Below are 21,788 nucleotides of genomic sequence, written 5' to 3'. Positions count from 1 at the left end.
GCGACGGCGACGACGAGGCGTTGGCGATCCTTCCTGCGACCCCATCGGTCGCGCCGATCGTCCCCGTCCCGACCATTCCCTATCTGTTCGCCCGTCGCTTCGGCACCGTGCTGCGCCATACGGGCGTCGACGGTCCGCTCACCGTCGCGCTGCGCGAGGGGTCGGACCCGCGCGCGCTGATCGAGCTTCGCCGTCATCTGGCACGACCGTTCGACGTCGAGATCGTCGATCCCCCCGCCTTCGACCGGCTTCTGTCGGACGCCTATGCCATGGACGGCCAGGCCAATGCGCTCGCCGCGGTCGGAATGGGGGACGAGCTCGACCTGCTCGCGGGCGACCTGCCGACCGCGGAGGACCTGCTCGACACCGCCGATGATGCGCCCGCGATCCGCCTCATCAACGGGGTCATCGCGGATGCCGCGCGCAACGGCGTGTCGGACATCCACATCGAGCCTTATGAAAGCGGCCTCGTCGTCCGCATGCGGATCGACGGGGTGCTGCGCGAGACGCTCAGGATGCCGCCCCATGTCGCGCCGGTGGTCGTCAGCCGCATCAAGGTCATGTCGCGCCTCGACATCGCCGAGCGGCGCGTGCCGCAGGACGGGCGCATGGGGCTGACGCTCGGCGGCAAGCTCCTCGACGTGCGCGTCTCGACATTGCCCAGCCGCGCGGGTGAGCGCGTCGTGCTGCGCATCCTCGACAAGGACAATGCCGGCATCGACCTGGAGGCGCTGGGCCTTACTCCCGCGGTCGAGCGCGTGCTGGCCGATGTGCTCGCCGAGCCGAACGGCGTGCTGCTCGTCACCGGCCCGACCGGTTCGGGCAAGACGACGACGCTCTATTCCGCGCTGCGCCGCCTGAACGACGGCAGCCGCAACATCCTGACGGTCGAGGACCCCGTCGAATATGCCGTCGACGGTGTCGGCCAGACCCAGGTCAATCCCAAGGTCGGGCTGACCTTCGCGGCCGGCCTGCGCGCGATCCTGCGTCAGGACCCCGACGTCGTGATGGTCGGGGAGATCCGCGACCGGGAGACCGCCGAGATCGCGGTCCAGGCGTCGCTGACGGGCCACCTCGTGCTGTCGACCGTCCACACCAACGACGCCGTAGGCGCGATCACCCGGATGCGCGACATGAAGGTGGAGCCGTTCCTGCTCGCCTCGACGCTGCGCGCGGTCATCGCCCAGCGGCTGGTGCGGCGCCTTTGTCCCGAATGCCGCCGCGCCGTTCCCGCCCGCGACACGATCGCGCCGATGATCGGGTTCGAACCGGACGCCGTCGTCTATGAGCCCGCGGGCTGCACGGCCTGCAACCAGAGCGGCTACAAGGGCCGGGTCGGGGTGTTCGAGGTAGTGCGCGTCGACGACACGATCCGCCGCCTCATCAACGACACCGGTGACGAGGCCGCGATCGCCGCCCACGCCTTTGCGCGTTCGGACACGTTGGCGAGCGCGGCGCGCGACTTGGTGCGGCGAGGGGTGACCACGCCCGAGGAAGCCGTGCGCGTCACCCGCCGCGACGCTACCGACTTGCCCGAGCAGGCGTTGGCGCCCGTCGATGGCTGATTTCGACTATCTGGCCATCGATACGCGCGGGCAGGAGCGGCGGGGGCACCTCGCGGCCGATACGCTGGACGCCGCGCGTGCGGCGCTCGACGCCAAGCGGCTTTACGTCGTGCGGCTGGAGCCTGGTTCGGCGCCCCCGCCGACCAAGGGTCGCCCGCTCTTCGGCCTCCAGCTCGGCGCGGCCAGGATGTCGGGCAAGCAGCTCACCTTGTTCACCCGCCAGCTCGCGACGCTCAACAGCGTCTCCCCGCTCGAGGAATCCTTGCGCACCATCACCCGCCAGACCGAGCAGGAAAGCGTCCGCGCGATCGTCGCCCAGGTCCATGCCGGGGTCGTCGAGGGCCGCCGACTTGCCGACGCGATGGCGCGCGCGCCCAAATCCTTCCCGCCGCTCTACCGCGCGATGGTATCGGCGGGCGAGAGTTCGGGGACACTGCCGACGATCCTCGAACGCCTTTCCGGGCTCCTCGAACGCCAGGCGGAGATACGCGGCAAGATACTGACCGCGCTGGCTTATCCGATCATCCTGGCGGTGGTCGCGATGGGAGTCGTGATCGCGTTGATGATGTTCGTCGTGCCGCAGGTGGTCGAGCAGTTCGATACGGTGGGCCAGGAGCTTCCCCTGCTGACCCGATTGGTGATCGCCCTGTCCGATTTCCTGGTCGGCTGGTGGTGGCTCCTGATCCTTGGCGTGACCTTAGTGACCTTAGGCCTGTGGTACGCGCTCCGGAATCCGGCGATCCGGCTGTCCTTCGACACGCGGCTGCTCCGCTTGCCGCTGCTCGGGCGCCTGATCCGCGACCTACACGCCGCCCGGCTCGCGCGGACGCTCGGCACCATGGTCGCCAGCCGCCTGCCGCTGCTCGAAGGGCTGACCTTGACCGCGAGCACCATCCATAACCGGCGTCTGCGCGCGGCCTCCGACGAGATCGTTGACAATATCCGTAGCGGCGGCAGCCTGTCGGGCGCGATGCGCCGCACGGGCGTCTTTCCGCCCCTGCTCACCTATCTGGCGGCGAGCGGGGAAGCGGCGGGGCGGCTGGACGAGATGCTGGAGCGCTCCGCCGATTATCTGGAAAAGGAATTCGACCGCTTCACCGCGACGGCGCTCTCGCTGCTCGAACCCGCGATCATCGTGCTGATGGGCGGCATCGTCGCGACGATCGTGCTATCCATCCTGCTTCCCATCCTCCAGCTCAACACTCTAGCCGGTCAGTGAACATGCCCAAACGTCGATATCCGAAGAAGCGCTCCGCCGAACACGGCTTCACGCCTTTGCGGCGTTCCGCCGAACACGGCTTCACGCTTGTCGAGCTGATGGTCGTGGTCGTCATCATCGGCCTGCTCGCCACCATCGTGGCACTCAACGTCCTGCCCTCGGGTGACACGGCGCGCGTGCAGAAGGCCAAGGCCGACATCGCGACGATCGAGGACGCGCTGGAATTGTACAAGCTCCAGAACATCAACTACCCGACCACCTCGCAAGGGCTCGCCGCCCTTTCTGCCGCGCCCGCCGGGCTGGCCGATCCGTCGCGCTACCAGCCGGGCGGCTACCTCAAGCGCCTGCCCGCCGACCCTTGGGGCAAGCCCTATCTCTACGCCTCCCCCGGCCAGCACGGCCAGGCCGATGTCTGGAGCTTCGGTGCCGACGGGAAGGAAGGAGGCGAGGGGATCGATGCCGACATCACGAGCTGGCAGTAAGCGGGCTGGTTTCATACCCCGCAGGCGTTACGCCGAACACGGCTTCACCCGTTTGTGGCCTTCCGCCGAACACGGCTTCACGCTGATCGAGCTGATGGTCGTGGTGACGTTGATCGGGCTCGCCTCGGCGGTCGCGGTGCTCGCCATTCCCGATCCGCGCGGGCGTCTGCTCGATGAGGCGGAGAGGTTCGCCGCGCGCACCCGCGCCGCGCAGACGCAGGCGATCGTCGCCGCTGCGCCGGTCAGCGTCTGGATCACGCCGGGCGGCTATGGCTTCGACCAGCGGCGTGCGGGCGGCTGGACCCCGATCGCCGAGAAGCCGTTGCGGGTCGAGCGCTGGCGCGAGGGCACGCGCGCCGACCTGCCCGCCTCCGGGCGCGGGCGCGTGACCTTCGACGCGACGGGCCTGGCCGACCAGCCGCTCGACCTGCGCCTCACCCGCGACCGCGCCGCGGCGCTCGTCCGGGTCGACGCCAATGGCAGCGTTCGCGTCGATGCGGGCTGAGAAGAACCTTCGACCCGCGGGGCGTTCCGCCGAACACGGCTTTACGCTGATCGAGATCATGGTCGCTTTGGTCGTGTTCAGCCTGGCGGCGATGGCGCTGATCCGGCTGGAGGGCGCGACGATCCGCAGCGCGGGCGTGCTCGACCGCACGCTGCTGGCCCAGACCGTCGCGTGCAACGTCGCGATCGAGGCGGTGACCGAGGCGCAGGCGCCCGCATCCGGCGCGACGGGGGGCGCGGAGGTCAATGGCGGCGCGCGCTGGGCATGGACCAGAACCGTCACCCCGACCGGCGATCCCCGCATCGTACGGATCGAGGTGGCGGTCGCCGATCCGTCGGGGCAGGTGCTGGGCCGCCTGACCATGGTGCGACCGCCCACCCCGACGGTCTCGGTCGCCACATCGTGACGGACCGCCGCGAGCAGGGCTTCACCCTCGTCGAAGTGCTCGTCGCGCTGATAATCTTCGGGATGATCGCGGCCGCCGGCGTGGCGATGCTCAGTTTCAGCGTCCGCGCGCAGGGCGCGACCAAGGCCAAGCTCGACGATGTGGCCGCGCTGGGCCGTACCGCGTCGATCCTGTCGGCCGACCTCGCCCAGGCGATCGACCGACCGACGCGCGACGAGGCGGGCACGCGGCTTCCCGCCTTTCTGGGCGAGGAGGGCGGCGCCGTGCAACCGATGCTGCGGCTGGTACGCGGCGGCTGGAGCAACCTCGACGGCGCGGCGCGGCCGGGCGTCCAGAAGGTCGCCTATCGGCTCGCGAACGGCACGCTGGAACGGATCGCCTATCCGATGCTCGACGGGGCCGCGCCGCTCGCCCCCGCGGCGCTGCTGACCGGGCTCGCCGATGCGCGGCTGCGCTACCGGTATCGCGGCGCCTGGAGCGACCGCTGGGACGGCGCGAACGGCGCCGCGCTGCCCTCGGCGGTCGAGCTGCGGCTGACGCGTTCGGATCGCCGCGCGCATCGCCTGTTGTTCCTGGTCGGATCGGGCCATGTGCCCGCGCGGCGCGAACGCTCGCCGGCGGAGGCGCCCGGTGGTCCCATCTGAGCGCGAGCGCGGGGCCGCGCTGCTGACGGTGCTGCTGCTCGTCGCGATCGTCTCGATCCTGGCCGCGACCGCGCTCGAACGGCTGCGCCTGTCGACCCGGCTGATGGGCAATGCCGCCCTGATCGAGCAGGGCCGGGCTTATGCTAACGCCACCGAGACTCTGGCGCTGGTCCGCATCGGCCGCCTGCTCGGCGCCAGCCCCGATCGCGTCACGCTGGCGGGCGGGTGGAGCGATCGCCCGTTCGGCCTGCCCCTGCCCGGCGGCGGCAGCGCGACCGCGCGCGTGACCGATGGCGGCAATTGCTTCAACCTCAACGGCCTGGTCACGCGCGGACCCGGCGACGTGCTGGTCGTCGAGCCGGTGGCACGGACCCAGTTCGCGCGCCTGCTGCGCCTGACCGGCGTGCCCGCCCAGGTCGCCGAGCAGGTCGCGTCGGGGACGGCCGACTGGATCGACAGCGACGACCAGCCATTACCGCAGGGAGCGGAGGATCCGACCTATCTGCGCGGCGAGACGCCGTACCGGACGGCGGGAACGCTGATGGCCGATCCCAGCGAGTTGCGCGCGGTCGCGGGGGTGACTCCGGTACTCTATGCCGAGGTGCGGCGGTGGCTGTGCACGCTGCCGGTCGCCGAGCTGGCCACGCTGAACGTCAACACGCTGTCGCCCGAACAGGCACCCTTGATCGCGATGCTCTTTCCCGACACGCTCACGGTCGAGGCCGCGGGGCAGGCGCTGCTGCGCCGTCCGCCACAGGGATATGACAGCCCGACCCAGTTCCTCAACATGCTCAGCGCCAATGGCGGAGCCACGCCGGAGGATCAGCGGATGCTGGGCGTCACCTCTCGCTGGTTCGCGTTGCGCATCGACGTGGCGCTCGGCGACACGTCTGTGGAGGAACGTGCGCTGGTCGACGCGAACCGCTTGCCCGCGACGCTCGTATCGCGGCAATGGGGAGAGGCCTCATGACCGCGACCTATCTCTTTCTGCCCTCGGGCGAGCGCCCCTATCGCTGGGCGCGCGTCGAGGACGGCGCGCTCGTCGAGGGGGAGGGCGTGCCCGCCGACCTGGGCGACGTGATCGCGGTCGCGCCGGCCGATGCGGTCGCGCTCCACTGGGCCGAGCTGCCGACCCGGTCGACCGCCCAGGCGACCGCGGCCGCGCGGCTCCTGGCCGCCGATGCCAGCGCGGAGCCGGTGTCGGACCTGCACGTCGCGGTCGGGGACGAAGGCGAAGGCGACCGCCCGATCGGGGTGGTCGGCCTGGACGCGATCCGGCGATGGCTGGCCGACCTGGCGCGACTCGGCGTCGATCCCGTGGCGATCGTTCCCGCGCCGATGCTGATCCCCGCACCCGAACAGGGCTATAGCCGGGCGGAGCTGGGCGGGGAGGGCGTCGTGCGCGGTCGCGGCACCGGTTTCGCGGACGAGGCGCGGCTGACCGAACTCCTGACCGGCGGCGCCGCGCCCGCGACGCTGGGGCGCGGCGAGATCGCGGCGGCGCTCGCCCGATCGGGCTGGACGCTGGACCTGCGCCAGGGGCTGTTCGCGCGCCGCCGCCGAAGGGCGATCGACTGGCAACTGATCCGCCGGTTGGGCTGGTACATGCTGGCGATCCTGCTCGTCACGCTGTCGATCAACCTCGTCCGACTGACCCGCTACAGTTTCGGCGCCGACATGCTGGAGACACGCGCCGATACGATCGCCGCTCAAGGCCTGCCGCGCGGAAGCAGCGTCACCGACGCCTCGCGCCAACTCGACGAGCGGCTCGCCGCGTTGCGCGGCCCAGGCCAGGGGTTCAGCGCCACCTCCGCGGCCGTGTTCGCCGCGCTCCAGGCAGTGCCCGGGTCGGAGCTGACCAGCCTGTCGTTCGAGGCGAACGGCTCGCTGCGGCTCGGCATCGCCACCGCGACCGAGGCGGCCGTGACCGACCTGAAGAGCGCGATCGAGCGCGCGGGCTTTGCGGTCGTGGCCGGGACCTTCCAGTCGGCAGGCGGTCGCGTTTCGGGCGAGTTCACGGTGTCGCCGCGGTGACGGCACTCCGCACCTGGTTCGACGGGCGGTCGCTCCGTGAGCGAAGGCTGATCCTCGTCATGTTCGCGCTCGCCGCCCTGACCATCGCCTGGGCGGGCGTGATCCGGCCCGTCGGGGACGCGCTGGCCGGCGCGCGGGCCCGCCACGCCGACGCGGTGATCCGGCTGGGCGAGACGCGCGCGCGGGTCGACGCGGCGCGGCTGGCTCAACGCGGTGGCGCGGTTCGCCCGACCGCGCCGATCGCCGACGAGATACGCGCCCGCGCCGCCGAGGCGGGCTTCACCTTGCTCAGCGTCGACGCCGACGGCCCCGACCGCGTTCGTGTGGCGATCCCGTCGGCGCGGCCTGGCGCGCTCGCGGGGTGGCTCGCGCGGCTGGAGACGCGTGGGCTGCTCGTCGATTCGGCCGCCTTCACCCCCAATCCGGATCGCAGCGTCGGCGCGACGTTGACGCTGCGGGCGCGTGCCTCGTGAGGCGGATCGCGCTCCGCACCCGTCCGGCGGCGCTGATCGGCGCGATGCTGCTCGTCGCGCTGCTCGTCTTTCTGCCGATGCGCCTGGCGCTCGGCTGGTTCGGGCTGGGCGAACACGGGCTGATCGCGCGCCGGGTGTCGGGCAGCATCTGGGGCGCGACGCTGACGGAGGCGCGTTTGGGCGATCTCGTGCTCGGCGACGTGTCCGCGCGGCTGGCGCCGTTGCCGCTGCTCGTCGGCCGCGCGCGCGTCGCCTTAGCCGGACCGGACCCGGGCGGTGCCGCCCCGCTCCGGGCCGCGCTCACCGTCGGTCGCCACGTGGTCGGCCTCGACGACGCGACGGGCACTCTGCCGACCGGCATTATTTTCGCGCCGCTGCCCGTCACGACGCTGGCGCTCGATGATCTGACGGTGCGGTTCCGCGACGGGCGTTGCGAATCGGCTGAGGGACGCGTCCGCGCGATGCTGGCCGGGGAGGCGGCGGGCGTGCCGCTGCCCGCCAGCGTGTCGGGCGCGGCGCGCTGCGAGCGCGGTGCGCTGCTCCTGCCGCTCGCCAGCCAGGCGGGGACGGAAGCGATCGCGCTGCGTGTCGAAGGCGACGGCCGCTACCGCGCGGAGCTCACCGTCCGGTCGACCGATTCGGCGCTGGCGACCCGACTCGAGGGCGCGGGCTTCACCGCGACCGGCGCCGGCCACAGGCTTTCGATCGAAGGGCGTTTCTGAAAACTTGACGAGGGGGAGAGCCGCCCGCTAGGGGCGCACCTTCTCTCGCGGCGACCGTAGTTCAATTGGTTAGAGCGTCGGCTTGTGATGCCGGAAGTTGCGGGTTCAAGTCCCGTCGGTCGCCCCACCATCCTCTTCCGAGTTAACGGCGCATGACCATCGGCTGGAGCTTCCCCGATTTCGACGACCATGAGGGCGTTCACCTGTTCGCCGACCCCAAATCGGGTCTGCGCGCGGTGATCGCGATCCATTCAACCGAGCTGGGGCCCGCCGCGGGCGGCGTCCGGTTCTGGCACTACGCACAGGAGCAGGACGCGATCACCGACGCGCTGCGGCTGTCGCGCGGCATGAGCTTCAAGAACGCGATGGCCGGCCTGCCCATGGGCGGCGGCAAGGGCGTGATCCTGGCATCGGGCGACGGCGCCAAGACCAATGCGCTGCTGGAAGCGTTCGGACGCGCGATCCACTCGCTGTCGGGCAATTACGTCACCGCCGAGGATGTCGGCATGACCGACGACGACATGGTCACCATCGCCAGCGCGACCGAATATGTGTCGGGCCTGCCGGTCGAACAGGGCAAGGCCGGGGGCGACCCCGGACCCTATACCGCGCTAGGCGTCTATCTGGGCGTCAAGGCGGCGGCGCAGCGGGCGCTCGGCACGACCGACATGAAGGGCGTCCGCGTCGCGATCCAGGGTGTCGGGTCGGTCGGAGGCGGGCTCGCGCGGCTGCTGGCGGTGGACGGCGCCGTGCTGACGCTCGCCGATGTGAACGCCGCGCGCGCGGAGGCGCTGGCCGGCGAATTGGGCGCGACCACCGCCGCCGCCGACGCAGTCCTGGCCGCCGATGCGGACATCGTCAGCCCCAACGCGCTGGGCGCGATCCTGACCGAGCGGACGATCGGCGCGCTCCGGGCCAAGGTCGTCGCGGGCGGCGCCAACAACCAGCTCGCCGGGCCCGAGGATGGACGACGCCTGCACGAGCGCGGCATCCTCTACGCGCCGGATTATGTCATCAACGCCGGCGGCATCATCAATGTCGGCCTGGAATATCTGGGGCAGGGTGACGAGGCCGAGGTCAAGACACGCATCGCGCGCATCCCCGATCGCCTGGTCGAGGTGTGGGACGAGAGCGAGCGGACCGGCCTGCCGACCGCCGAGGTTGCGGACGGCATCGCCCGCCGCCTGATCGGCCGCTGATCCATATCGCGCTCCATCTCCGGCGAGGGTGACGGGCGGGCATCGTCGCCCTACATGATTTCCTGATCGTGCCCGTCCTTCATGCCCTTGCCAATCCGGCGCGCTTTCTAGGGATCGCGCGTCCGATCACGCCTTTGCTGTTCTGGGCAGGCGTGGCGCTGATCGTGCTCGGATGTCGGGCCGGACTGACGCAGACGCCGCCCGATTACCTTGAGGGTGGGACGGTCCGCGTCCTCTACATCCATGTACCGGCGGCCCGGTTGAGCGTAGGCGGGCGGACCGGTGTCGCGCTCGCTCGCGCAGATGAATACGGAGCTGGGAACGGCGCGGGTCGAGGTGCGGCTGCGCGGGGTGATCCGCGCATGAACCAGTGGAGGTCCGTGATCGCGGCCTATGCCTTGACGCTGGGCGGCGCGACCATGCTTGCGCCAGCGAGCCGGGCCGCGATGCGCGGAGCGGAGCGATGAAGGCCAAACACCAGCGGCTGACGCTCGCGTTGCTCGCGCTCGCCGCGATCGTCGGCGCGGCGTTGCTCGCCTTGTCGGCGCTCCGGGACCAAGCCTCGTTCTTCTACGCGCCTTCGGATGTCGAGCGTCGGGGCCTGCCGCTCGGCCGCGCGGTACGGCTGGGGGGCATGGTCGAGGCGGGGTCGATCGCGCGCGACGCCGATGGCGTGACGATCCGCTTCGCCGTCACCGACGGGCGCGCGACGACGCCCGTGCGTTTCGCGGGCATCGCCCCCGACCTTTTCCGCGAACGATCGGGTGTCGTCGCGGAAGGAGAGTTTCACGCCGACGGCTCGTTCCGCGCCACCAATCTGCTCGCCAAGCATGACGAGAGATACATGCCGCCCCAAGTAAAGGGCGCGATGCACGAAACCCGCAGTCTTGCGGGAGTGCCCGGCCGATGATGGCCGAAGCGGGTCTGGCGGCGCTGTGGCTGGCGGCCGCGCTGGCGGCGGCGCAATTCGCCCTGGCGGCGCTGGCGCTGGTCGGGCGGCGACGTGGGCCCGATCTGCTCGCCGCCGTCCGCCCGGTCGCGGTGGTCCAGGGCACGCTGGTCGCGATCGCGATGGCGATGCTCGTCGGGGTGTTTCTCGCCTCGGACATGTCCGTCGCCCTGGTCGTCCGCAATAGTCACTCGGCCAAGCCATGGTTGTATAAATTCGCCGGCGCCTGGGGCAATCACGAGGGCTCGATGCTGCTCTGGGTCGCGATCCTGGGCGTGGCGGGCGCGGCGGTCGCCTGGTTCGAGCGGCGGCTCGACGAGCGTGCGCTGGTGGCGACGCTCGGCGCCCAAGGGTTGATTGCGCTCGGTTTCTACGCCTTTCTGCTTTTCTCGTCGAACCCGTTCGCGCGCACAGCGACCCCACCCGGCGACGGACTGGGGCTCAATCCGGTGCTTCAGGACCCTGGCCTCGCCTTTCATCCGCCTACCCTCTACGCGGGCTATGTCGGGCTGTCGGTGGCGTTCTCGTTCGCGGTCGGTGCGCTGGTGACGCGCGATGTCGGCCCGGGCTTCGCGCGGGCGATGCGGCCCTGGGTGCTGGGCGCGTGGATCTTCCTGACGCTGGGGATCACGGCGGGCAGCTATTGGGCCTATTACGAGCTGGGCTGGGGTGGCTGGTGGTTCTGGGACCCGGTCGAGAACGCGTCGCTCATGCCCTGGCTCGCCGCGACCGCCTTGCTCCATTCGGTGACGGTGCTGGCGACGCGCGATGGGTTGCGCGCCTGGACGGTGATGCTGGCGGTGGTGGCCTTCAGCATGTCGATGCTGGGCACGTTCCTGGTGCGATCGGGCATCCTGACCAGCGTTCACGCCTTTGCGGTCGATCCCGAGCGCGGGGCGTTCATCCTGGCGCTGCTGGCGATCTATATCGGCGGCGCGCTGGCCCTGTTCGCGGCGCGGATCGGGACGGTGCGCGCCGGGACACCCTTTGATCTGGTCAGCCGTGAGGCGGGGCTGGTGGCCAATAATCTGCTCCTGTCGGTCATCCTGGGCATCGTGCTCATCGGAACGCTTTATCCCATTTTCGCGGCGGGGTTCGGCGTGCAGCTTTCGGTGGGACCACCCTTTTTCAACCGCACCGCCGGCGTCGTCGCGCTGGTGCTGGTCGCGTTGGTCGGCGTCGGCCCGGCGCTGCGCTGGCGACGCGACGACGGGGAAGCCGTGCTCGCCCGGCTGACCTGGCCGATCGCGGCGACCCTGTTCGCCGCCGCCGGCCTGTTCGCGTTCGGCGGATCGATCGGCCTGTTGCCCTTCGTCGCCCTCTCGCTCGCGGCGGGGCTGGCCGTTGCCAGCGTCGCGCCCTTGTGGGGCCGCAATCCGCGTCGCACGCCGCTCTTCACCTATGGCATGGTGCTCGCCCATCTGGGCGTGGCCGTCAGCATCGGCGGCATGGCGTCCGACGCCGCCTTCACCGCCGAACGTCTGGTCGCCGCCGGCGTGGGCGAGCCGATTTCGGTCGGGCCCTATGTGGCGACCCTGGACGGGGTGACGCCCCGGATCGGCGAGAATTGGACCGCGCTGGAGGGTCGCTTGACCCTCGTTCGGGGCGACGACATGCGGTTCCTGCGCCCGCAGACGCGCTTCTTCTCCGACCCGGCGACCACCACCAGCGAAAGCGCGATCCTGACCAGTGTCGACGGCCAGCTCTATGCCGTGCTCGGCCAGCCCGACGGCCGCGGGCGCTGGCAGTTGCGGCTGTGGTGGAAGCCTTATGTCACGTTGATCTGGCTGGGCGGGGTGCTGATCGCGCTCGGCGGGGCCTTGTCGCTCGTCGGGCGCGTCCGCCGCGAGCGCCGCGCCGCCACGCGAGCGGCCTTCGCATGAGGCCGGGGCTCGTCTGGGCGCCGCTGGCCGCCTTCGCGCTGCTGTTCGCGGTGGTCGCCTCCGGGCTCTTCCGCCCCGCGGATCGGACCATCCGGTCCGGGCTCGTCGGTAAGCCCGTGCCGGGCTTCGCGCTCGATCCGCTGCTGGCGGACAAGCCCGGCCTGTCCAGCGCGGACCTGCGCGGGACCGGTCCCCGCCTGGTCAACGTCTTTGCGAGCTGGTGTGCGCCGTGCATCGCCGAGGCCCCGCAATTATTGGCCCTGAAGCGAGCGGGCGTTCCGGTCGACGGCGTCGCCGTTCGCGACACCGCGCCTGCGATGCGTGGCTTCCTTGCTCGCAACGGCGATCCGTTCGGCCGCATCGGCGACGACCGGGCTAGCGCCGTGCAGCTCGCGCTCGGTGCCGCCGGGGTGCCCGAAAGCTTCGTCGTCGATGCGCGCGGGGTGATCACCTATCAGCATGTCGGCTACATCACCCCCGCCGACGTCCGGCTCATCCTCGCCGAGATCGAGAAGGCCCGGTGATCGCCTCGCTGCTGCTCGTCTGCCGATGGGTGGGGATGAACGGGAGGCTCGCTCCGGTATGCGACCCGCTGATCGCCTGGTACGACGACTATGTCGCCGATGATCCGCCGTTTCCCCCCATGAAGGCACCGCTGTGGATCGCGTCCTTGCTGCTGCTGGGCGTCGGTGCTTGGATCGTGTGTGGTAGCGTCCGGCGCCGGCGCCGCTGATGGGGCTGGTCTGGCTGCTGGCGCTCGGATCGGGCGCCATGATGCTGCTCGCGATGCTTCGTTTGGCGCGACCGCTCTGGCCGCTGCTGGGCGCGGCGTTGATGCTCGGCGCGACCGGCTACGCGCTTCAGGGCAACCCGGCCCAGCCTGGCCGTCCCGCAACCCCAAGGCAGATCGCGCAGTCGGAGGACGAGCGGCTGCTCGACCTGCGCGACTCCATGTTCGGCCGCTACACGCTCGACGCCGCCTATCTGACCGCCGCCGACGCCATGACGCGCACCGGTGATAGCGGGTCGGCGATACGGGTCCTGCTGGGTGGGCTGGACCGCATTCCCCGAAGCCTGGCGCTGTGGACGGCGCTCGGGGCCACGATGGCGGCGCATGACGGGAATACCGTTTCCCCGCCCGCGCGGTTCGCGTTCGAACAGGCTGTGCGCATCGCCCCGTCGCACCCCGCGCCGCCCTTCTTTCTAGGCCTGGCGCATATCCGGGCGGACGATTACGCCGCCGCCCGGCCCCTTTGGGCAAGGGCGGTGGCGTTATCACCCGCCGGCGCGTCCTATCGTCGCGACATCGCGCTCAGGCTGGCGCTGCTCGATCGACTTCTCGCCCGGCAGGGGCCGCGCCGACGCTGATCGCGTCGGACGCCTACTTGCCGCGCCCGGTCTTCTCCTGAAGTTCGTCGATTCGGAGCGAGGCATCGCCCTTGTTCAGCGAATTGTCGAACTCCTCATGCGCTTCCTCGCTCAACGTCTTGAGATAGCTCGCCTGCGCACCGGTCATGGGCTCGCCGCCGGTGGTCCAGTCATGGGGGTCCTTCTCCGCGTTGGAGAAAGGCTCGGTCTTCGGATTGGGATGGTCGGACATGGGACAAATTCCTTTCAGCCCGACCAACGCCGATGTTCCGTTTCCGTTCCTTCAGGCGGCGAAGTCGAGGTCCAGCGCGTCGGCGACCGCCCGATGCCGGACCTTGCCCGTCGATACGTTCAGCCCCGCCGCCAGATGCGGGTCGGCCTTCATCGCCGCCTCGGCACCCAGATTAGCGAGGCGGATGGCGAAGGGCAGGGTGGCGTTGTTGAGCGCGAAGGTCGATGTCCGCGCGACCGCGCCGGGCATGTTGGCGACGCAATAATGGATCACGCCGTCCACCTCGAACACCGGATCCTCGTGCGTCGTGGCGTGGCTCGTCTCGAAGCAGCCGCCCTGATCGATCGCGATGTCGACCAGCACCGACCCGCGCTTCATCGTCTTCAGCATCTCGCGCGTGACCAGCTTGGGCGCCGCCGCGCCGGGGACCAGGACCGCGCCGATTACGAGGTGCGCGTTGCGCACCGCGGCGGCGATCGCCGCCTTGGACGCATAGGCGGTCTTGATCTGGCTGGAGAAGAACATGTCCAGTTCGGCCAACCGGTCGTTGTTGATGTCGTAGATGGTGACGTCGGCGCGCATCCCGACCGCCATCTGCGCGGCGTTGATGCCCGACACCCCACCGCCTAGGATCGCGACCTTGGCGGGCGCGACGCCGGGCACCCCGCCCAGCAGCACGCCGCGCCCGCCCTGTTCCTTTTCCAGATAATGCGCGCCGACCTGGACCGACATCCGGCCCGCCACCTCCGACATCGGCTTGAGCAGCGGCAGCCCGCCGCGCGTCGCGGTCACGGTCTCGTAAGCGATGCAGGTCGCGCCGGACTTCATCAGCCCTTCCGCCTGCGGCTTGTCGGCGGCGAGGTGCAGATAGGTGAAGAGCAGGTGGCGCGGCTCCAGCAGCGCGATCTCGCTCGCCTGGGGCTCCTTGACCTTGACCACCATGTCGGCACCCGCGAACACCGCGCGCGCATCGGGCACGATGCCGGCGCCTGCAGCGATATAATCGGAATCCTCGAAATCGATGCTCGACCCCGCCTGTGTCTCGACCACGACCTGATGCCCGGCCGCGACCAGCTCGGCCACCGATGGTGGTGTCAGGCCGACGCGATATTCATGGTTCTTGATCTCCTTGGGAACTCCGACGCGCATTGAACTGGCTCCATGATCGACCCGTCCCGGACGGGCTTCATGCGCGCCGCTTAGCCGCTTGGCGGCCCGATGTCGAAGTGCTACCCGCGCGCTCCTATCGGCGGCCGGTCATTTGCCGCTCCGCACCGGAAAAGCTGGGAATTGCGCGTCGATGCCGTTGTTTGCGCATAATGTGGTTACCGAACGCGACTCCGATGAAGGTCATGCGGTCGGCGGTCGGGTGTCGACCCTGGCGCTCGGCGCGATCGGGGTGGTGTTCGGCGACATCGGCACGTCGCCGCTCTACGCGATGAAGGAGATGTTCATCGGACATCATCCCCTGCCGGTCGATATCCTCCACGTGTTCGGCGTGCTCAGCCTGATCTTCTGGTCGTTTCTGATCATCGTGACGTTCAAATACGTCACGATCGTCATGCGGGCCGACAACAAGGGTGAAGGCGGCAGTCTCGCGCTGCTCGCGCTTATCACGCGCAAGATTCCGGGCGAGCGTGGCTGGTTGCTCACCATGCTGGCGGTCCTCGCCACGGCGTTGTTCTTCGGGGACGCGATCATCACCCCGTCCATCTCTGTGCTGTCGGCGGTCGAGGGGCTGGTGGTCGTCGAGGCGAGCATGCAGCCGCTGGTGCTGCCGATCTCCATCGCGATCCTGGTCGGGCTGTTCATGGTCCAGTCGCGCGGGACCGCCGGACTGAGCCGCTATTTCGGGCCGATTGTGCTGTTCTACTTCCTCGTGCTCGCGGTGCTGGGGATCGTCCACATCGCGCCCGACCCGTCGATCCTCATGGCCCTGTCGCCGCACCATGCGGTCGCATTTTTCGTGCGCGACCCGATCCTGGCCTTCCTGTCGCTGGGCGCCGTCGTTCTCGCCGTCACCGGCGCGGAGGCACTGTTCGCCGATATGGGGCATTTCGGACGCAGACCCATCGCACTCGCCTGGCTGTTCGTGGTCTTTCCGGCGCTGATCATCAACTATCTGGGCCAGTGCGCGATGCTGCTGCGCGATCCGTCCACCGTCGAGAACCCGTTCTTCCTGATGGCGCCGGAGTCGCTGCGGCTGCCCCTCGTGGTCCTGGCGACCCTCGCCACCATCATCGCCAGCCAGGCGCTGATCACCGGCGCGTTCTCGGTCGTGCAACAGGCGGTGCAACTGGGGCTGATGCCCCGCGTGCGGATCGCGCACACCAGCGAGAGCGCACTCGGGCAGATCTACGTACCGTCCGTCAACTGGGGCCTGCTCGCGCTGGTGATCCTCGTCGTCCTGACCTTCCAGAGATCGGAGAACCTGCTCGCCGCCTATGGTCTGGCGGTGATCGGGACGATGTTCATCACGACCTGCCTCATCACCGTGTTGATGATCCGCGTGTGGAACTGGCCGGTGTGGCGGGTCGCGCTGGTCGCCGGGCTCTTCTTCATCGTCGACGGCGCCTATCTGGCCGCCAACATCATCAAGGTCCCGCAAGGCGGCTGGTTCCCGCTGCTCGTCGCGGTGGTCGCGTTTACGCTGTTGACGACCTGGGCACGCGGTCGCCATCTGATGATCGCGCGGATGCGGGAGGGGAGCATGCCGATGAAGATCTTCATCGATTCGGCCGCTTCCTCGGCCGCGCGCGTCCCCGGCACCGCGGTTTTCATGACATCGGCATCGGACGGCGTTCCGCCTGCGCTGCTCCACAATCTCAAGCACAACAAGGTGTTGCACGAGCGCATCATCCTGTTGACCGTGAAGATCGCGGATGTGCCATATGTGGAAGAGGACACGAATGCCCGCGTCGAGCCGCTCGGCGAGGGGTTCCACCGGCTGATCGTGCGTTACGGTTTCATGCAGGAGCCCGACGTCCCCTCCGCGCTCGCCAAGGTCACCGTATGCGGCCCGCCGATCAATATGGTGGACACCAGCTTCTTTCTGTCGCGCCAGACGCTGCTCGCCTCGGAGCGGCCGGGCATGGCGATATGGCGGGAGAAATTGTTCGCCTGGATGATGCAGAACGCGGAAAGCCCGATGCAGTTCTTCCGCTTGCCGACCAACCGCGTGGTCGAGCTGGGCAGCCAGGTGGAAATCTGAGCGAGCCCGTTCCGTTCCCTTCCGCGCCGATCATCGTGTCGGCGTTGTTCGCGCGCGGCGACCAGGGCTGGTTCGACGCAGAACGCCAGGCGCATTTTCCGCCTGAGCGGAACCAGCTTTCGGCGCACCTCACCCTGTTCCACCACCTGCCGCCGTCGGTCGCCGACGAGCTGAAGCACCGGCTCGCGAGTGAAACGCGTGGCATTGCGGCGCCGGACGCGCGGCTAGCGGGGCTGATCTCTCTGGGGCGCGGCGTCGCCTATCGCATCGAGTCGCCGGAGCTGGCCGCGATCCGCGCGCGGCTGGCGGAGGCGTTCGCCGGGCTGCTCACGCCGCAGGACGCCGGCGGCTGGCGTCCGCACGTCACGATCCAGAACAAGGTCGATCCGCGCGTGGCCAAGCTGTTGCTGGGCAGTCTGCAGCGCGATTTCCGCCCGCGCGCGGTCGAACTCGCGGGCCTCGCGACCTGGTGGTATCGGGGCGGTCCCTGGGAGCCGCTGTCGCGCCATATGTTCGCTTGACCGGTTCCGGACCGCTTTCTATAGCCCGCGCCTCGCGAGCGGGCATGGCCTGTCGGGGCGGAGTAGCTCAGCTGGTTAGAGCACGGGAATCATAATCCTGGGGTCGGGGGTTCAAGTCCCTCCTCCGCTACCACTCGCGACGCGGGCACCCCATATGGGGTTTGTTCGCAAGGGGCCGCCATCTCATGACCGTTCATACCACCCGCATGCTCATCCTGGGGTCGGGACCCGCCGGGCTGTCCGCCGCCATCTACGGCGCACGCGCGGGAATGGCGCCGATCGTCGTCCAGGGCATCCAGCCTGGCGGCCAGCTGACCACGACCACCGATGTCGAGAATTATCCCGGCTTCGCGGACGTGATCCAGGGCCCGTGGCTGATGGAGCAGATGCAGGCCCAGGCCGAGCATGTCGGCACGCGGATGATGTGGGACATGATCACGGAGGTGGACCTGACGCGGCGCCCGTTCCGGCTGACCGGCGACGGCGGCGACGTGTACGAGGGCGACGTGCTGGTCATCGCCACCGGGGCGCAGGCCAAGTGGCTGGGCATCGCCAGCGAGGGACCGATGAAGGGCAAGGGCGTCAGCGCCTGCGCGACCTGCGACGGCTTCTTTTATCGCGGCAAGAAGGTGGCGGTGATCGGCGGGGGCAACACCGCGGTCGAGGAGGCGCTGTACCTCACCAACCATTCGCCCGAGGTGACGCTGATCCACCGCCGCGACTCGCTGCGCGCCGAGCGCATCCTGCAGGAGCGGCTCCATGCGCATCCGGGCATCACCGTATTGTGGAACAAGGAGGTGCGTGCCTTTGTCGACGGGGGCGGGACTGCTGGGCTGGTCGGGCTCGACCTGCGCGACACGGTGACGGGCGAGGATAGCCGGCTGGCGACCGACGGCGCCTTCGTCGCGATCGGCCACCATCCGGCGACCGAGCTGTTCCAGGGTCACCTCGACCTCGACGCCGATGGCTATATCGCGGTGCAGCCGGGCACCACGCGCACCAGCGTGCCGGGCGTCTTCGCGTGCGGCGACGTGGCGGACAAGGTCTATCGCCAGGCGGTCACGGCGGCGGGCACCGGCTGCATGGCGGCGCTCGACGCGGAGCGCTTCCTGGCCGCGGCGGAGCATGAGTCGGACGCGGCCGCGATGCGCGAACCGCTGCGCGAGAAGGAGAACGCCGAAGCCACCTGGTAGCGTCGGGCGTCGGACCGCCAGGCCCGGCCGCAGCGACCGATCAGAGCAGCGCCTTCTTGCGCGCGAAATGGGCGAGCGCGCCGAAGCTTTCCATCATCTCACCGTCCACTTCGTCGTCCTCGATGACGATGGCGAGCCGATCCTCGAGTTCGGTGAGCACGCTGGCGACCGCCATCGAATCGAGTTCGGGGAGCGATCCGAAGAGCGGGGTCGCCTCGGTGAACGCATTCACGCGCTCCTGGGTAAGGCCGAGCACGTCGCGAAGCACCGCGCGGATCGCGTCATCGACTAGCTGCGCGCCTTCTTCGATCAAGTCTCTGCCCGCCCATGCTGGTTCGTCGTTGCGACGTGCGTTAGTCATCGGGGGTGATTTGGGCAACACCGGCGCGCTATGGCAGCCGGCGATGACATTCCCCGATCCCACGCCGCACCCGATCGATCATGTGCACCTGCGCGCGCGGTCAGATGATATCGCACTGATCGATCGGGCGGGATCGTGGACCTTCGCCGAGCTGGAAAGGGCGGTGGCGGCGGCGGCGGGATGGTTGGCGACCCAGGGTCTCGCGCCCGGCGACCGTGTCGCGAGTTGGCTGCCGAAGACGCGGGCCGCGTGCGTGCTGCCGCTAGCGGTCCCGCGGGCGGGGTTTGTCCACGTACCGGTCAATCCGCTGCTCAGGCGGGCGCAGGTCGCGCATATCCTGGCGGATTCGGGAGCCCGGCTGTTGGTTACGCAGAGCACGCGTGCCGGGACGCTGGAGCCGGGCGACGTGCCGGACCGGTGCGCGGTCGTGGAGGAAGAATGCCTTCCCGCAAGGGGTGGCGCGGAATTTTCGGCTGGCCCGTCCTCGGCCGATCCGAACATGCTCGCGGCGATCCTCTATACCTCCGGCTCGACCGGCCGGCCTAAGGGCGTGATGCTGTCCCATGCCAATCTCTGGCTCGGCGCGGTGTCGGTGGCCGGCTATCTGGAACTCGTGCCCGCCGACCGCGTGCTGGGGGTATTGCCGCTGTCCTTCGACTATGGGCAGAACCAGCTCTTCTCCAGCTGGTATGCGGGGGCGAGCGTCGCACCGCTCGATTATCTCGCGGCCAAGGACGTGGTGCGCGCGGTCGAGCGGGTCGGGGCGACGACGCTGGCCGGGGTGCCGCCGCTCTGGGTCCAGTTGTTGGAGGGGCACTGGCCCGACACGGTCGCGGCCGGCCTCCGGCGGCTGACCAATTCGGGCGGAGCGCTGACGCTGCGACTGGTGCGCGGCTTGCGCGCGCGGTTTCCGGCGGCGAGGATCTACGCGATGTACGGGCTGACCGAAGCCTTCCGGTCGACTTGGCTCGACCCGGCGCTGATCGACGCGCATCCCGACGCGATCGGCCGCGCGATTCCGTTCGCCGAAGTCATGGCGGTGCGCCCCGACGGGACCCGCGCGGCGGCGGGCGAGCCGGGCGAACTGGTCCATGCCGGGCCGCTGGTCGCTCAGGGCTATTGGCGCGATCCCGAGCGGACGGCGCAGCGGTTCCGGCCCGCGCCTGCCTGGTCCGAACAGGGTGGAACCGCCGTCTGGTCGGGCGATACCGTCGCCCAGGGCGCCGACGGGCTGTTCCGTTTCGTCGGGCGCGACGACGAGATGATCAAATCGGCAGGCAATCGCATCAGCCCGGCCGAAGTGGAGGAAGTGATAGTGCGCGGAGGGGAGGCGAGCGAGGCGGTGGCGGTGGGCATCGCTGACGACCGGCTGGGGCAGGCGATCGCGGTGATGCTGGCCGGCAAGGCGACCGGCGAGCCGTCGTTGCGGGCAAGGCTGCGCGGGGAGCTGCCGAGCTTCATGCAGCCGATGCGGTACGAATGGCGGGACGAACTCCCGCGCAATGCGAACGGAAAGCTCGACCGCGCGGCGATCGCGGCGGCGCTGCGGGAGCCGGCGGCATGAAGCCCATGGGCACGATCCCGCCCGAGTTCGGCGGGCGGCGCGGGATGCTGGCGATCGCCGGACGCCCGGCTGCGGAATGGGCGGCGCTGGCGGCCGACACCCCGCTGTTCGTTTACGATCCCGCCATCGCGGCGGCGCGGGTGGCGCGGTTCCGGGCGGCGTTTCCGGGTATCGAGCTCAGTTACGCGATCAAGGCCAATCCCTATCCGCCGCTTGTGGCGCGGATGGCGGCGCTGGTCGACGGGCTGGACGTGGCGTCGGTGGGCGAGCTGCGGCTGGCGCTCGGGTCGAAGGCGGCCGGCGCGGTCGGGTTCGCGGGACCCGGCAAGCGCGACACCGAACTGGCGGCGGCCATCGAGGCGCGGGCGACGATCAACCTGGAATCGGAGGGCGAAGCCGTACGCGCGCTCGCGATCGCGGAGCGGCTGGGCCTGGTCCCCCGACTGGCGGTGCGGGTCAATCCCGATATCGAGCTGCGCGGGTCGGGGATGCGGATGGGGGGACGACCATCCCCCTTCGGGGTCGACGCGGTCCGGGCGGCGGCGCTGGTCCGGCAGGTCATGGCGGCCGGCGCCGATTGGCGAGGGTTCCACATCTATGCGGGGAGCCAGGCGCTCGACCCGCAGGCGATCATCGACACGCAAGGCGCGACGCTCGCGCTCGCGGCCCGGCTGGCCGAGGAGGCGGGCGCGGCGCCGCCCGTCGTCAATCTGGGGGGCGGGTTCGGGGTGCCCTATTTCCCGAACGACCAGTCGCTGGACGTCGAGCGGGTCGGCGTCGCGCTGGCCGTGGCGCTGGCGCGGCGGGGCGATATTCTAGCCGATACGCAGTTCGCGATCGAGCTGGGGCGTTGGCTGGTCGCCGAATGCGGTGTGTATCTGACGCGCGTGATCGACCGCAAGGAAAGCGGGGGCGAGCTGTTCGTCGTGGTCGATGGCGGGCTCCACCACCAGCTTGCCGCCAGCGGCAATTTCGGCACGGTGGTTCGCCGCAACTATCCGCTCGCGGTCGCGAACCGGATGGGCGAGCCCGCGACCGAGACGGTATCGGTGGTCGGCTGCCTGTGCACCCCGCTGGACCGGCTGGGCGACCGCATCGCCCTACCGCACGCGGAGGTGGGCGATCTGATCGCGATCTTCATGGCAGGCGCTTATGGCGCGTCGGCGAGTCCGGCCGCGTTCCTGGGCCATCCACCCGCCGCGGAATTGCTCGCCTGACGGCTTTTACCGGCTTTCAGGGGGGCTTATCGACAGTCGA

The 21,788-nt window shown here is 69.9% G+C and carries 24 protein-coding genes, 2 tRNA genes and 1 pseudogene; 24 read left to right on the top strand and 3 right to left on the bottom strand.

Going from position 1 to position 21,788, the window contains the following annotated elements; genetic code table 11:
* Nucleotides 1-20 precede the first annotated feature (20 nt).
* From VF592_RS13250 to VF592_RS13165, 18 genes and pseudogenes are all read left to right on the top strand, one after another.
* A complete protein-coding gene (locus tag VF592_RS13250; RefSeq protein ID WP_331006246.1) occupies nucleotides 21-1,565 on the top strand; it encodes a GspE/PulE family protein in 1,545 nt (514 codons plus the stop codon).
* Nucleotides 1,558-2,784, top strand: coding sequence for a type II secretion system inner membrane protein GspF (gene gspF / locus VF592_RS13245; RefSeq protein WP_331006102.1), 1,227 nt, complete (start codon nucleotides 1,558-1,560; stop codon nucleotides 2,782-2,784). Before VF592_RS13250 ends, gspF begins: the two co-directional genes overlap by 8 nt.
* Nucleotides 2,785-2,786: 2 nt before the next feature.
* Nucleotides 2,787-3,266, top strand: coding sequence for a type II secretion system major pseudopilin GspG (gene gspG / locus VF592_RS13240; protein ID WP_331006101.1), 480 nt, complete (start codon nucleotides 2,787-2,789; stop codon nucleotides 3,264-3,266).
* Nucleotides 3,267-3,318: 52 nt separating this feature from the next.
* A complete protein-coding gene (locus VF592_RS13235) occupies nucleotides 3,319-3,771 on the top strand; it encodes a GspH/FimT family pseudopilin (RefSeq protein ID WP_331006100.1) in 453 nt (150 codons plus the stop codon).
* Nucleotides 3,761-4,177, top strand: coding sequence for a type II secretion system minor pseudopilin GspI (gene gspI, locus VF592_RS13230; protein ID WP_331006099.1), 417 nt, complete (start codon nucleotides 3,761-3,763; stop codon nucleotides 4,175-4,177). Before VF592_RS13235 ends, gspI begins: the two co-directional genes overlap by 11 nt.
* Complete coding sequence (gspJ, locus tag VF592_RS13225) at nucleotides 4,174-4,821, top strand: type II secretion system minor pseudopilin GspJ (RefSeq protein ID WP_331006098.1); 648 nt, start codon at nucleotides 4,174-4,176, stop codon at nucleotides 4,819-4,821. Before gspI ends, gspJ begins: the two co-directional genes overlap by 4 nt.
* On the top strand, nucleotides 4,808-5,791 hold the full coding sequence (gene gspK, locus VF592_RS13220) for a type II secretion system minor pseudopilin GspK (protein WP_331006097.1): 984 nt from the start codon (nucleotides 4,808-4,810) through the stop codon (nucleotides 5,789-5,791). Before gspJ ends, gspK begins: the two co-directional genes overlap by 14 nt.
* Nucleotides 5,788-6,855: a type II secretion system protein GspL gene (gspL, locus tag VF592_RS13215; protein ID WP_331006096.1), complete on the top strand. Its 1,068-nt coding sequence runs from the start codon at nucleotides 5,788-5,790 to the stop codon at nucleotides 6,853-6,855. Before gspK ends, gspL begins: the two co-directional genes overlap by 4 nt.
* Nucleotides 6,852-7,328, top strand: a complete 477-nt coding sequence (gspM, locus tag VF592_RS13210; RefSeq protein ID WP_331006095.1) for a type II secretion system protein GspM — start codon at nucleotides 6,852-6,854, stop codon at nucleotides 7,326-7,328. Before gspL ends, gspM begins: the two co-directional genes overlap by 4 nt.
* A complete protein-coding gene (gene gspN, locus VF592_RS13205; RefSeq protein ID WP_331006094.1) occupies nucleotides 7,325-8,050 on the top strand; it encodes a type II secretion system protein N in 726 nt (241 codons plus the stop codon). Before gspM ends, gspN begins: the two co-directional genes overlap by 4 nt.
* A gap of 50 nt (nucleotides 8,051-8,100) precedes the next feature.
* Nucleotides 8,101-8,177: transfer RNA gene (locus VF592_RS13200), tRNA-His, on the top strand.
* A 25-nt stretch (nucleotides 8,178-8,202) separates the two neighbouring features.
* Nucleotides 8,203-9,249 carry a Glu/Leu/Phe/Val family dehydrogenase gene (locus VF592_RS13195; RefSeq protein ID WP_331006093.1) on the top strand — a complete coding sequence of 349 codons (1,047 nt, stop codon included), beginning with the start codon at nucleotides 8,203-8,205 and terminating at the stop codon, nucleotides 9,247-9,249.
* A gap of 68 nt (nucleotides 9,250-9,317) precedes the next feature.
* A pseudogene (locus VF592_RS13190) lies at nucleotides 9,318-9,545 on the top strand (heme ABC transporter permease); the annotation flags it as partial.
* 167 nt (nucleotides 9,546-9,712) lie between these two features.
* Nucleotides 9,713-10,159: a cytochrome c maturation protein CcmE gene (ccmE, locus tag VF592_RS13185; protein WP_331006092.1), complete on the top strand. Its 447-nt coding sequence runs from the start codon at nucleotides 9,713-9,715 to the stop codon at nucleotides 10,157-10,159.
* Nucleotides 10,156-12,081: a heme lyase CcmF/NrfE family subunit gene (locus tag VF592_RS13180; RefSeq protein ID WP_331006091.1), complete on the top strand. Its 1,926-nt coding sequence runs from the start codon at nucleotides 10,156-10,158 to the stop codon at nucleotides 12,079-12,081. Before ccmE ends, VF592_RS13180 begins: the two co-directional genes overlap by 4 nt.
* Nucleotides 12,078-12,605 (top strand): redoxin family protein, encoded by a 528-nt coding sequence (locus VF592_RS13175; RefSeq protein WP_331006090.1) that lies wholly within the window; start codon nucleotides 12,078-12,080, stop codon nucleotides 12,603-12,605. The genes VF592_RS13180 and VF592_RS13175 overlap by 4 nt, the downstream gene beginning before the upstream one ends.
* Nucleotides 12,602-12,814, top strand: a complete 213-nt coding sequence (locus tag VF592_RS13170; RefSeq protein WP_331006089.1) for a cytochrome c-type biogenesis protein CcmH — start codon at nucleotides 12,602-12,604, stop codon at nucleotides 12,812-12,814. The genes VF592_RS13175 and VF592_RS13170 overlap by 4 nt, the downstream gene beginning before the upstream one ends.
* On the top strand, nucleotides 12,814-13,449 hold the full coding sequence (locus tag VF592_RS13165; protein WP_331006088.1) for a hypothetical protein: 636 nt from the start codon (nucleotides 12,814-12,816) through the stop codon (nucleotides 13,447-13,449). The genes VF592_RS13170 and VF592_RS13165 overlap by 1 nt, the downstream gene beginning before the upstream one ends.
* 13 nt (nucleotides 13,450-13,462) lie before the next feature.
* Here the strand turns inward: VF592_RS13165 and VF592_RS13160 are convergent, their stop codons facing one another.
* The gene (locus VF592_RS13160) at nucleotides 13,463-13,681 is read right to left on the bottom strand and encodes a DUF3072 domain-containing protein (RefSeq protein ID WP_331006087.1); all 219 of its coding nucleotides are present in this window, start codon (nucleotides 13,679-13,681) and stop codon (nucleotides 13,463-13,465) included.
* 51 nt (nucleotides 13,682-13,732) lie between these two features.
* Nucleotides 13,733-14,830, bottom strand: a complete 1,098-nt coding sequence (gene ald / locus VF592_RS13155) for an alanine dehydrogenase (protein ID WP_331006086.1) — start codon at nucleotides 14,828-14,830, stop codon at nucleotides 13,733-13,735.
* A 151-nt stretch (nucleotides 14,831-14,981) separates the two neighbouring features.
* On the opposite strand from ald, the gene VF592_RS13150 reads away from it, so the two are divergent.
* The 4 genes from VF592_RS13150 (at nucleotide 14,982) to trxB (ending at nucleotide 18,606) form a co-directional block, all read left to right on the top strand.
* Nucleotides 14,982-16,892, top strand: a complete 1,911-nt coding sequence (locus VF592_RS13150; RefSeq protein WP_331006085.1) for a potassium transporter Kup — start codon at nucleotides 14,982-14,984, stop codon at nucleotides 16,890-16,892.
* Nucleotides 16,893-16,927: 35 nt separating this feature from the next.
* Nucleotides 16,928-17,413: a 2'-5' RNA ligase family protein gene (locus tag VF592_RS13145; protein WP_331006084.1), complete on the top strand. Its 486-nt coding sequence runs from the start codon at nucleotides 16,928-16,930 to the stop codon at nucleotides 17,411-17,413.
* A 56-nt stretch (nucleotides 17,414-17,469) separates the two neighbouring features.
* Nucleotides 17,470-17,546, top strand: a tRNA-Met gene (locus tag VF592_RS13140).
* 52 nt (nucleotides 17,547-17,598) lie between these two features.
* Nucleotides 17,599-18,606 carry a thioredoxin-disulfide reductase gene (trxB, locus tag VF592_RS13135; RefSeq protein ID WP_331006083.1) on the top strand — a complete coding sequence of 336 codons (1,008 nt, stop codon included), beginning with the start codon at nucleotides 17,599-17,601 and terminating at the stop codon, nucleotides 18,604-18,606.
* A 40-nt stretch (nucleotides 18,607-18,646) separates the two neighbouring features.
* Here the strand turns inward: trxB and VF592_RS13130 are convergent, their stop codons facing one another.
* Complete coding sequence (locus tag VF592_RS13130; protein WP_331006082.1) at nucleotides 18,647-18,919, bottom strand: acyl carrier protein; 273 nt, start codon at nucleotides 18,917-18,919, stop codon at nucleotides 18,647-18,649.
* Between the two features lie 91 nt (nucleotides 18,920-19,010).
* Between VF592_RS13130 and VF592_RS13125 the strand changes: the two genes are divergently transcribed.
* Nucleotides 19,011-20,531, top strand: coding sequence for an AMP-binding protein (locus tag VF592_RS13125; protein WP_331006081.1), 1,521 nt, complete (start codon nucleotides 19,011-19,013; stop codon nucleotides 20,529-20,531).
* The gene (locus VF592_RS13120; protein ID WP_331006080.1) at nucleotides 20,528-21,748 is read left to right on the top strand and encodes a pyridoxal-dependent decarboxylase, exosortase A system-associated; all 1,221 of its coding nucleotides are present in this window, start codon (nucleotides 20,528-20,530) and stop codon (nucleotides 21,746-21,748) included. The genes VF592_RS13125 and VF592_RS13120 overlap by 4 nt, the downstream gene beginning before the upstream one ends.
* Nucleotides 21,749-21,788 lie beyond the last annotated feature (40 nt).

It is taken from the genome of Sphingomonas sp., from assembly GCF_036388435.1.
Taxonomy (GTDB): Bacteria; Pseudomonadota; Alphaproteobacteria; order Sphingomonadales; family Sphingomonadaceae; genus Sphingomonas.
Note: the sequence above shows the minus strand (reverse complement) of the source record. Positions and strands in the feature narration are given on the sequence as shown.

Excerpts from the sequence above, each read along its gene's own strand:
- gspF (WP_331006102.1), top strand. The coding sequence starts at position 1,558 with ATGGCTGATTTCGACTATCTGGCCATCGATACGCGCGGGCAGGAGCGG.
- gspG (WP_331006101.1), top strand. The coding sequence starts at position 2,787 with ATGCCCAAACGTCGATATCCGAAGAAGCGCTCCGCCGAACACGGCTTC.
- gspI (WP_331006099.1), top strand. The coding sequence starts at position 3,761 with ATGCGGGCTGAGAAGAACCTTCGACCCGCGGGGCGTTCCGCCGAACAC.
- gspL (WP_331006096.1), top strand. The coding sequence starts at position 5,788 with ATGACCGCGACCTATCTCTTTCTGCCCTCGGGCGAGCGCCCCTATCGC.
- VF592_RS13195 (WP_331006093.1), top strand. The coding sequence starts at position 8,203 with ATGACCATCGGCTGGAGCTTCCCCGATTTCGACGACCATGAGGGCGTT.
- ccmE (WP_331006092.1), top strand. The coding sequence starts at position 9,713 with ATGAAGGCCAAACACCAGCGGCTGACGCTCGCGTTGCTCGCGCTCGCC.
- VF592_RS13180 (WP_331006091.1), top strand. The coding sequence starts at position 10,156 with ATGATGGCCGAAGCGGGTCTGGCGGCGCTGTGGCTGGCGGCCGCGCTG.
- VF592_RS13175 (WP_331006090.1), top strand. The coding sequence starts at position 12,078 with ATGAGGCCGGGGCTCGTCTGGGCGCCGCTGGCCGCCTTCGCGCTGCTG.
- VF592_RS13165 (WP_331006088.1), top strand. The coding sequence starts at position 12,814 with ATGGGGCTGGTCTGGCTGCTGGCGCTCGGATCGGGCGCCATGATGCTG.
- VF592_RS13160 (WP_331006087.1), bottom strand. The coding sequence starts at position 13,681 with ATGTCCGACCATCCCAATCCGAAGACCGAGCCTTTCTCCAACGCGGAG.
- ald (WP_331006086.1), bottom strand. The coding sequence starts at position 14,830 with ATGCGCGTCGGAGTTCCCAAGGAGATCAAGAACCATGAATATCGCGTC.
- VF592_RS13150 (WP_331006085.1), top strand. The coding sequence starts at position 14,982 with ATGCCGTTGTTTGCGCATAATGTGGTTACCGAACGCGACTCCGATGAA.
- trxB (WP_331006083.1), top strand. The coding sequence starts at position 17,599 with ATGACCGTTCATACCACCCGCATGCTCATCCTGGGGTCGGGACCCGCC.
- VF592_RS13125 (WP_331006081.1), top strand. The coding sequence starts at position 19,011 with ATGACATTCCCCGATCCCACGCCGCACCCGATCGATCATGTGCACCTG.
- VF592_RS13120 (WP_331006080.1), top strand. The coding sequence starts at position 20,528 with ATGAAGCCCATGGGCACGATCCCGCCCGAGTTCGGCGGGCGGCGCGGG.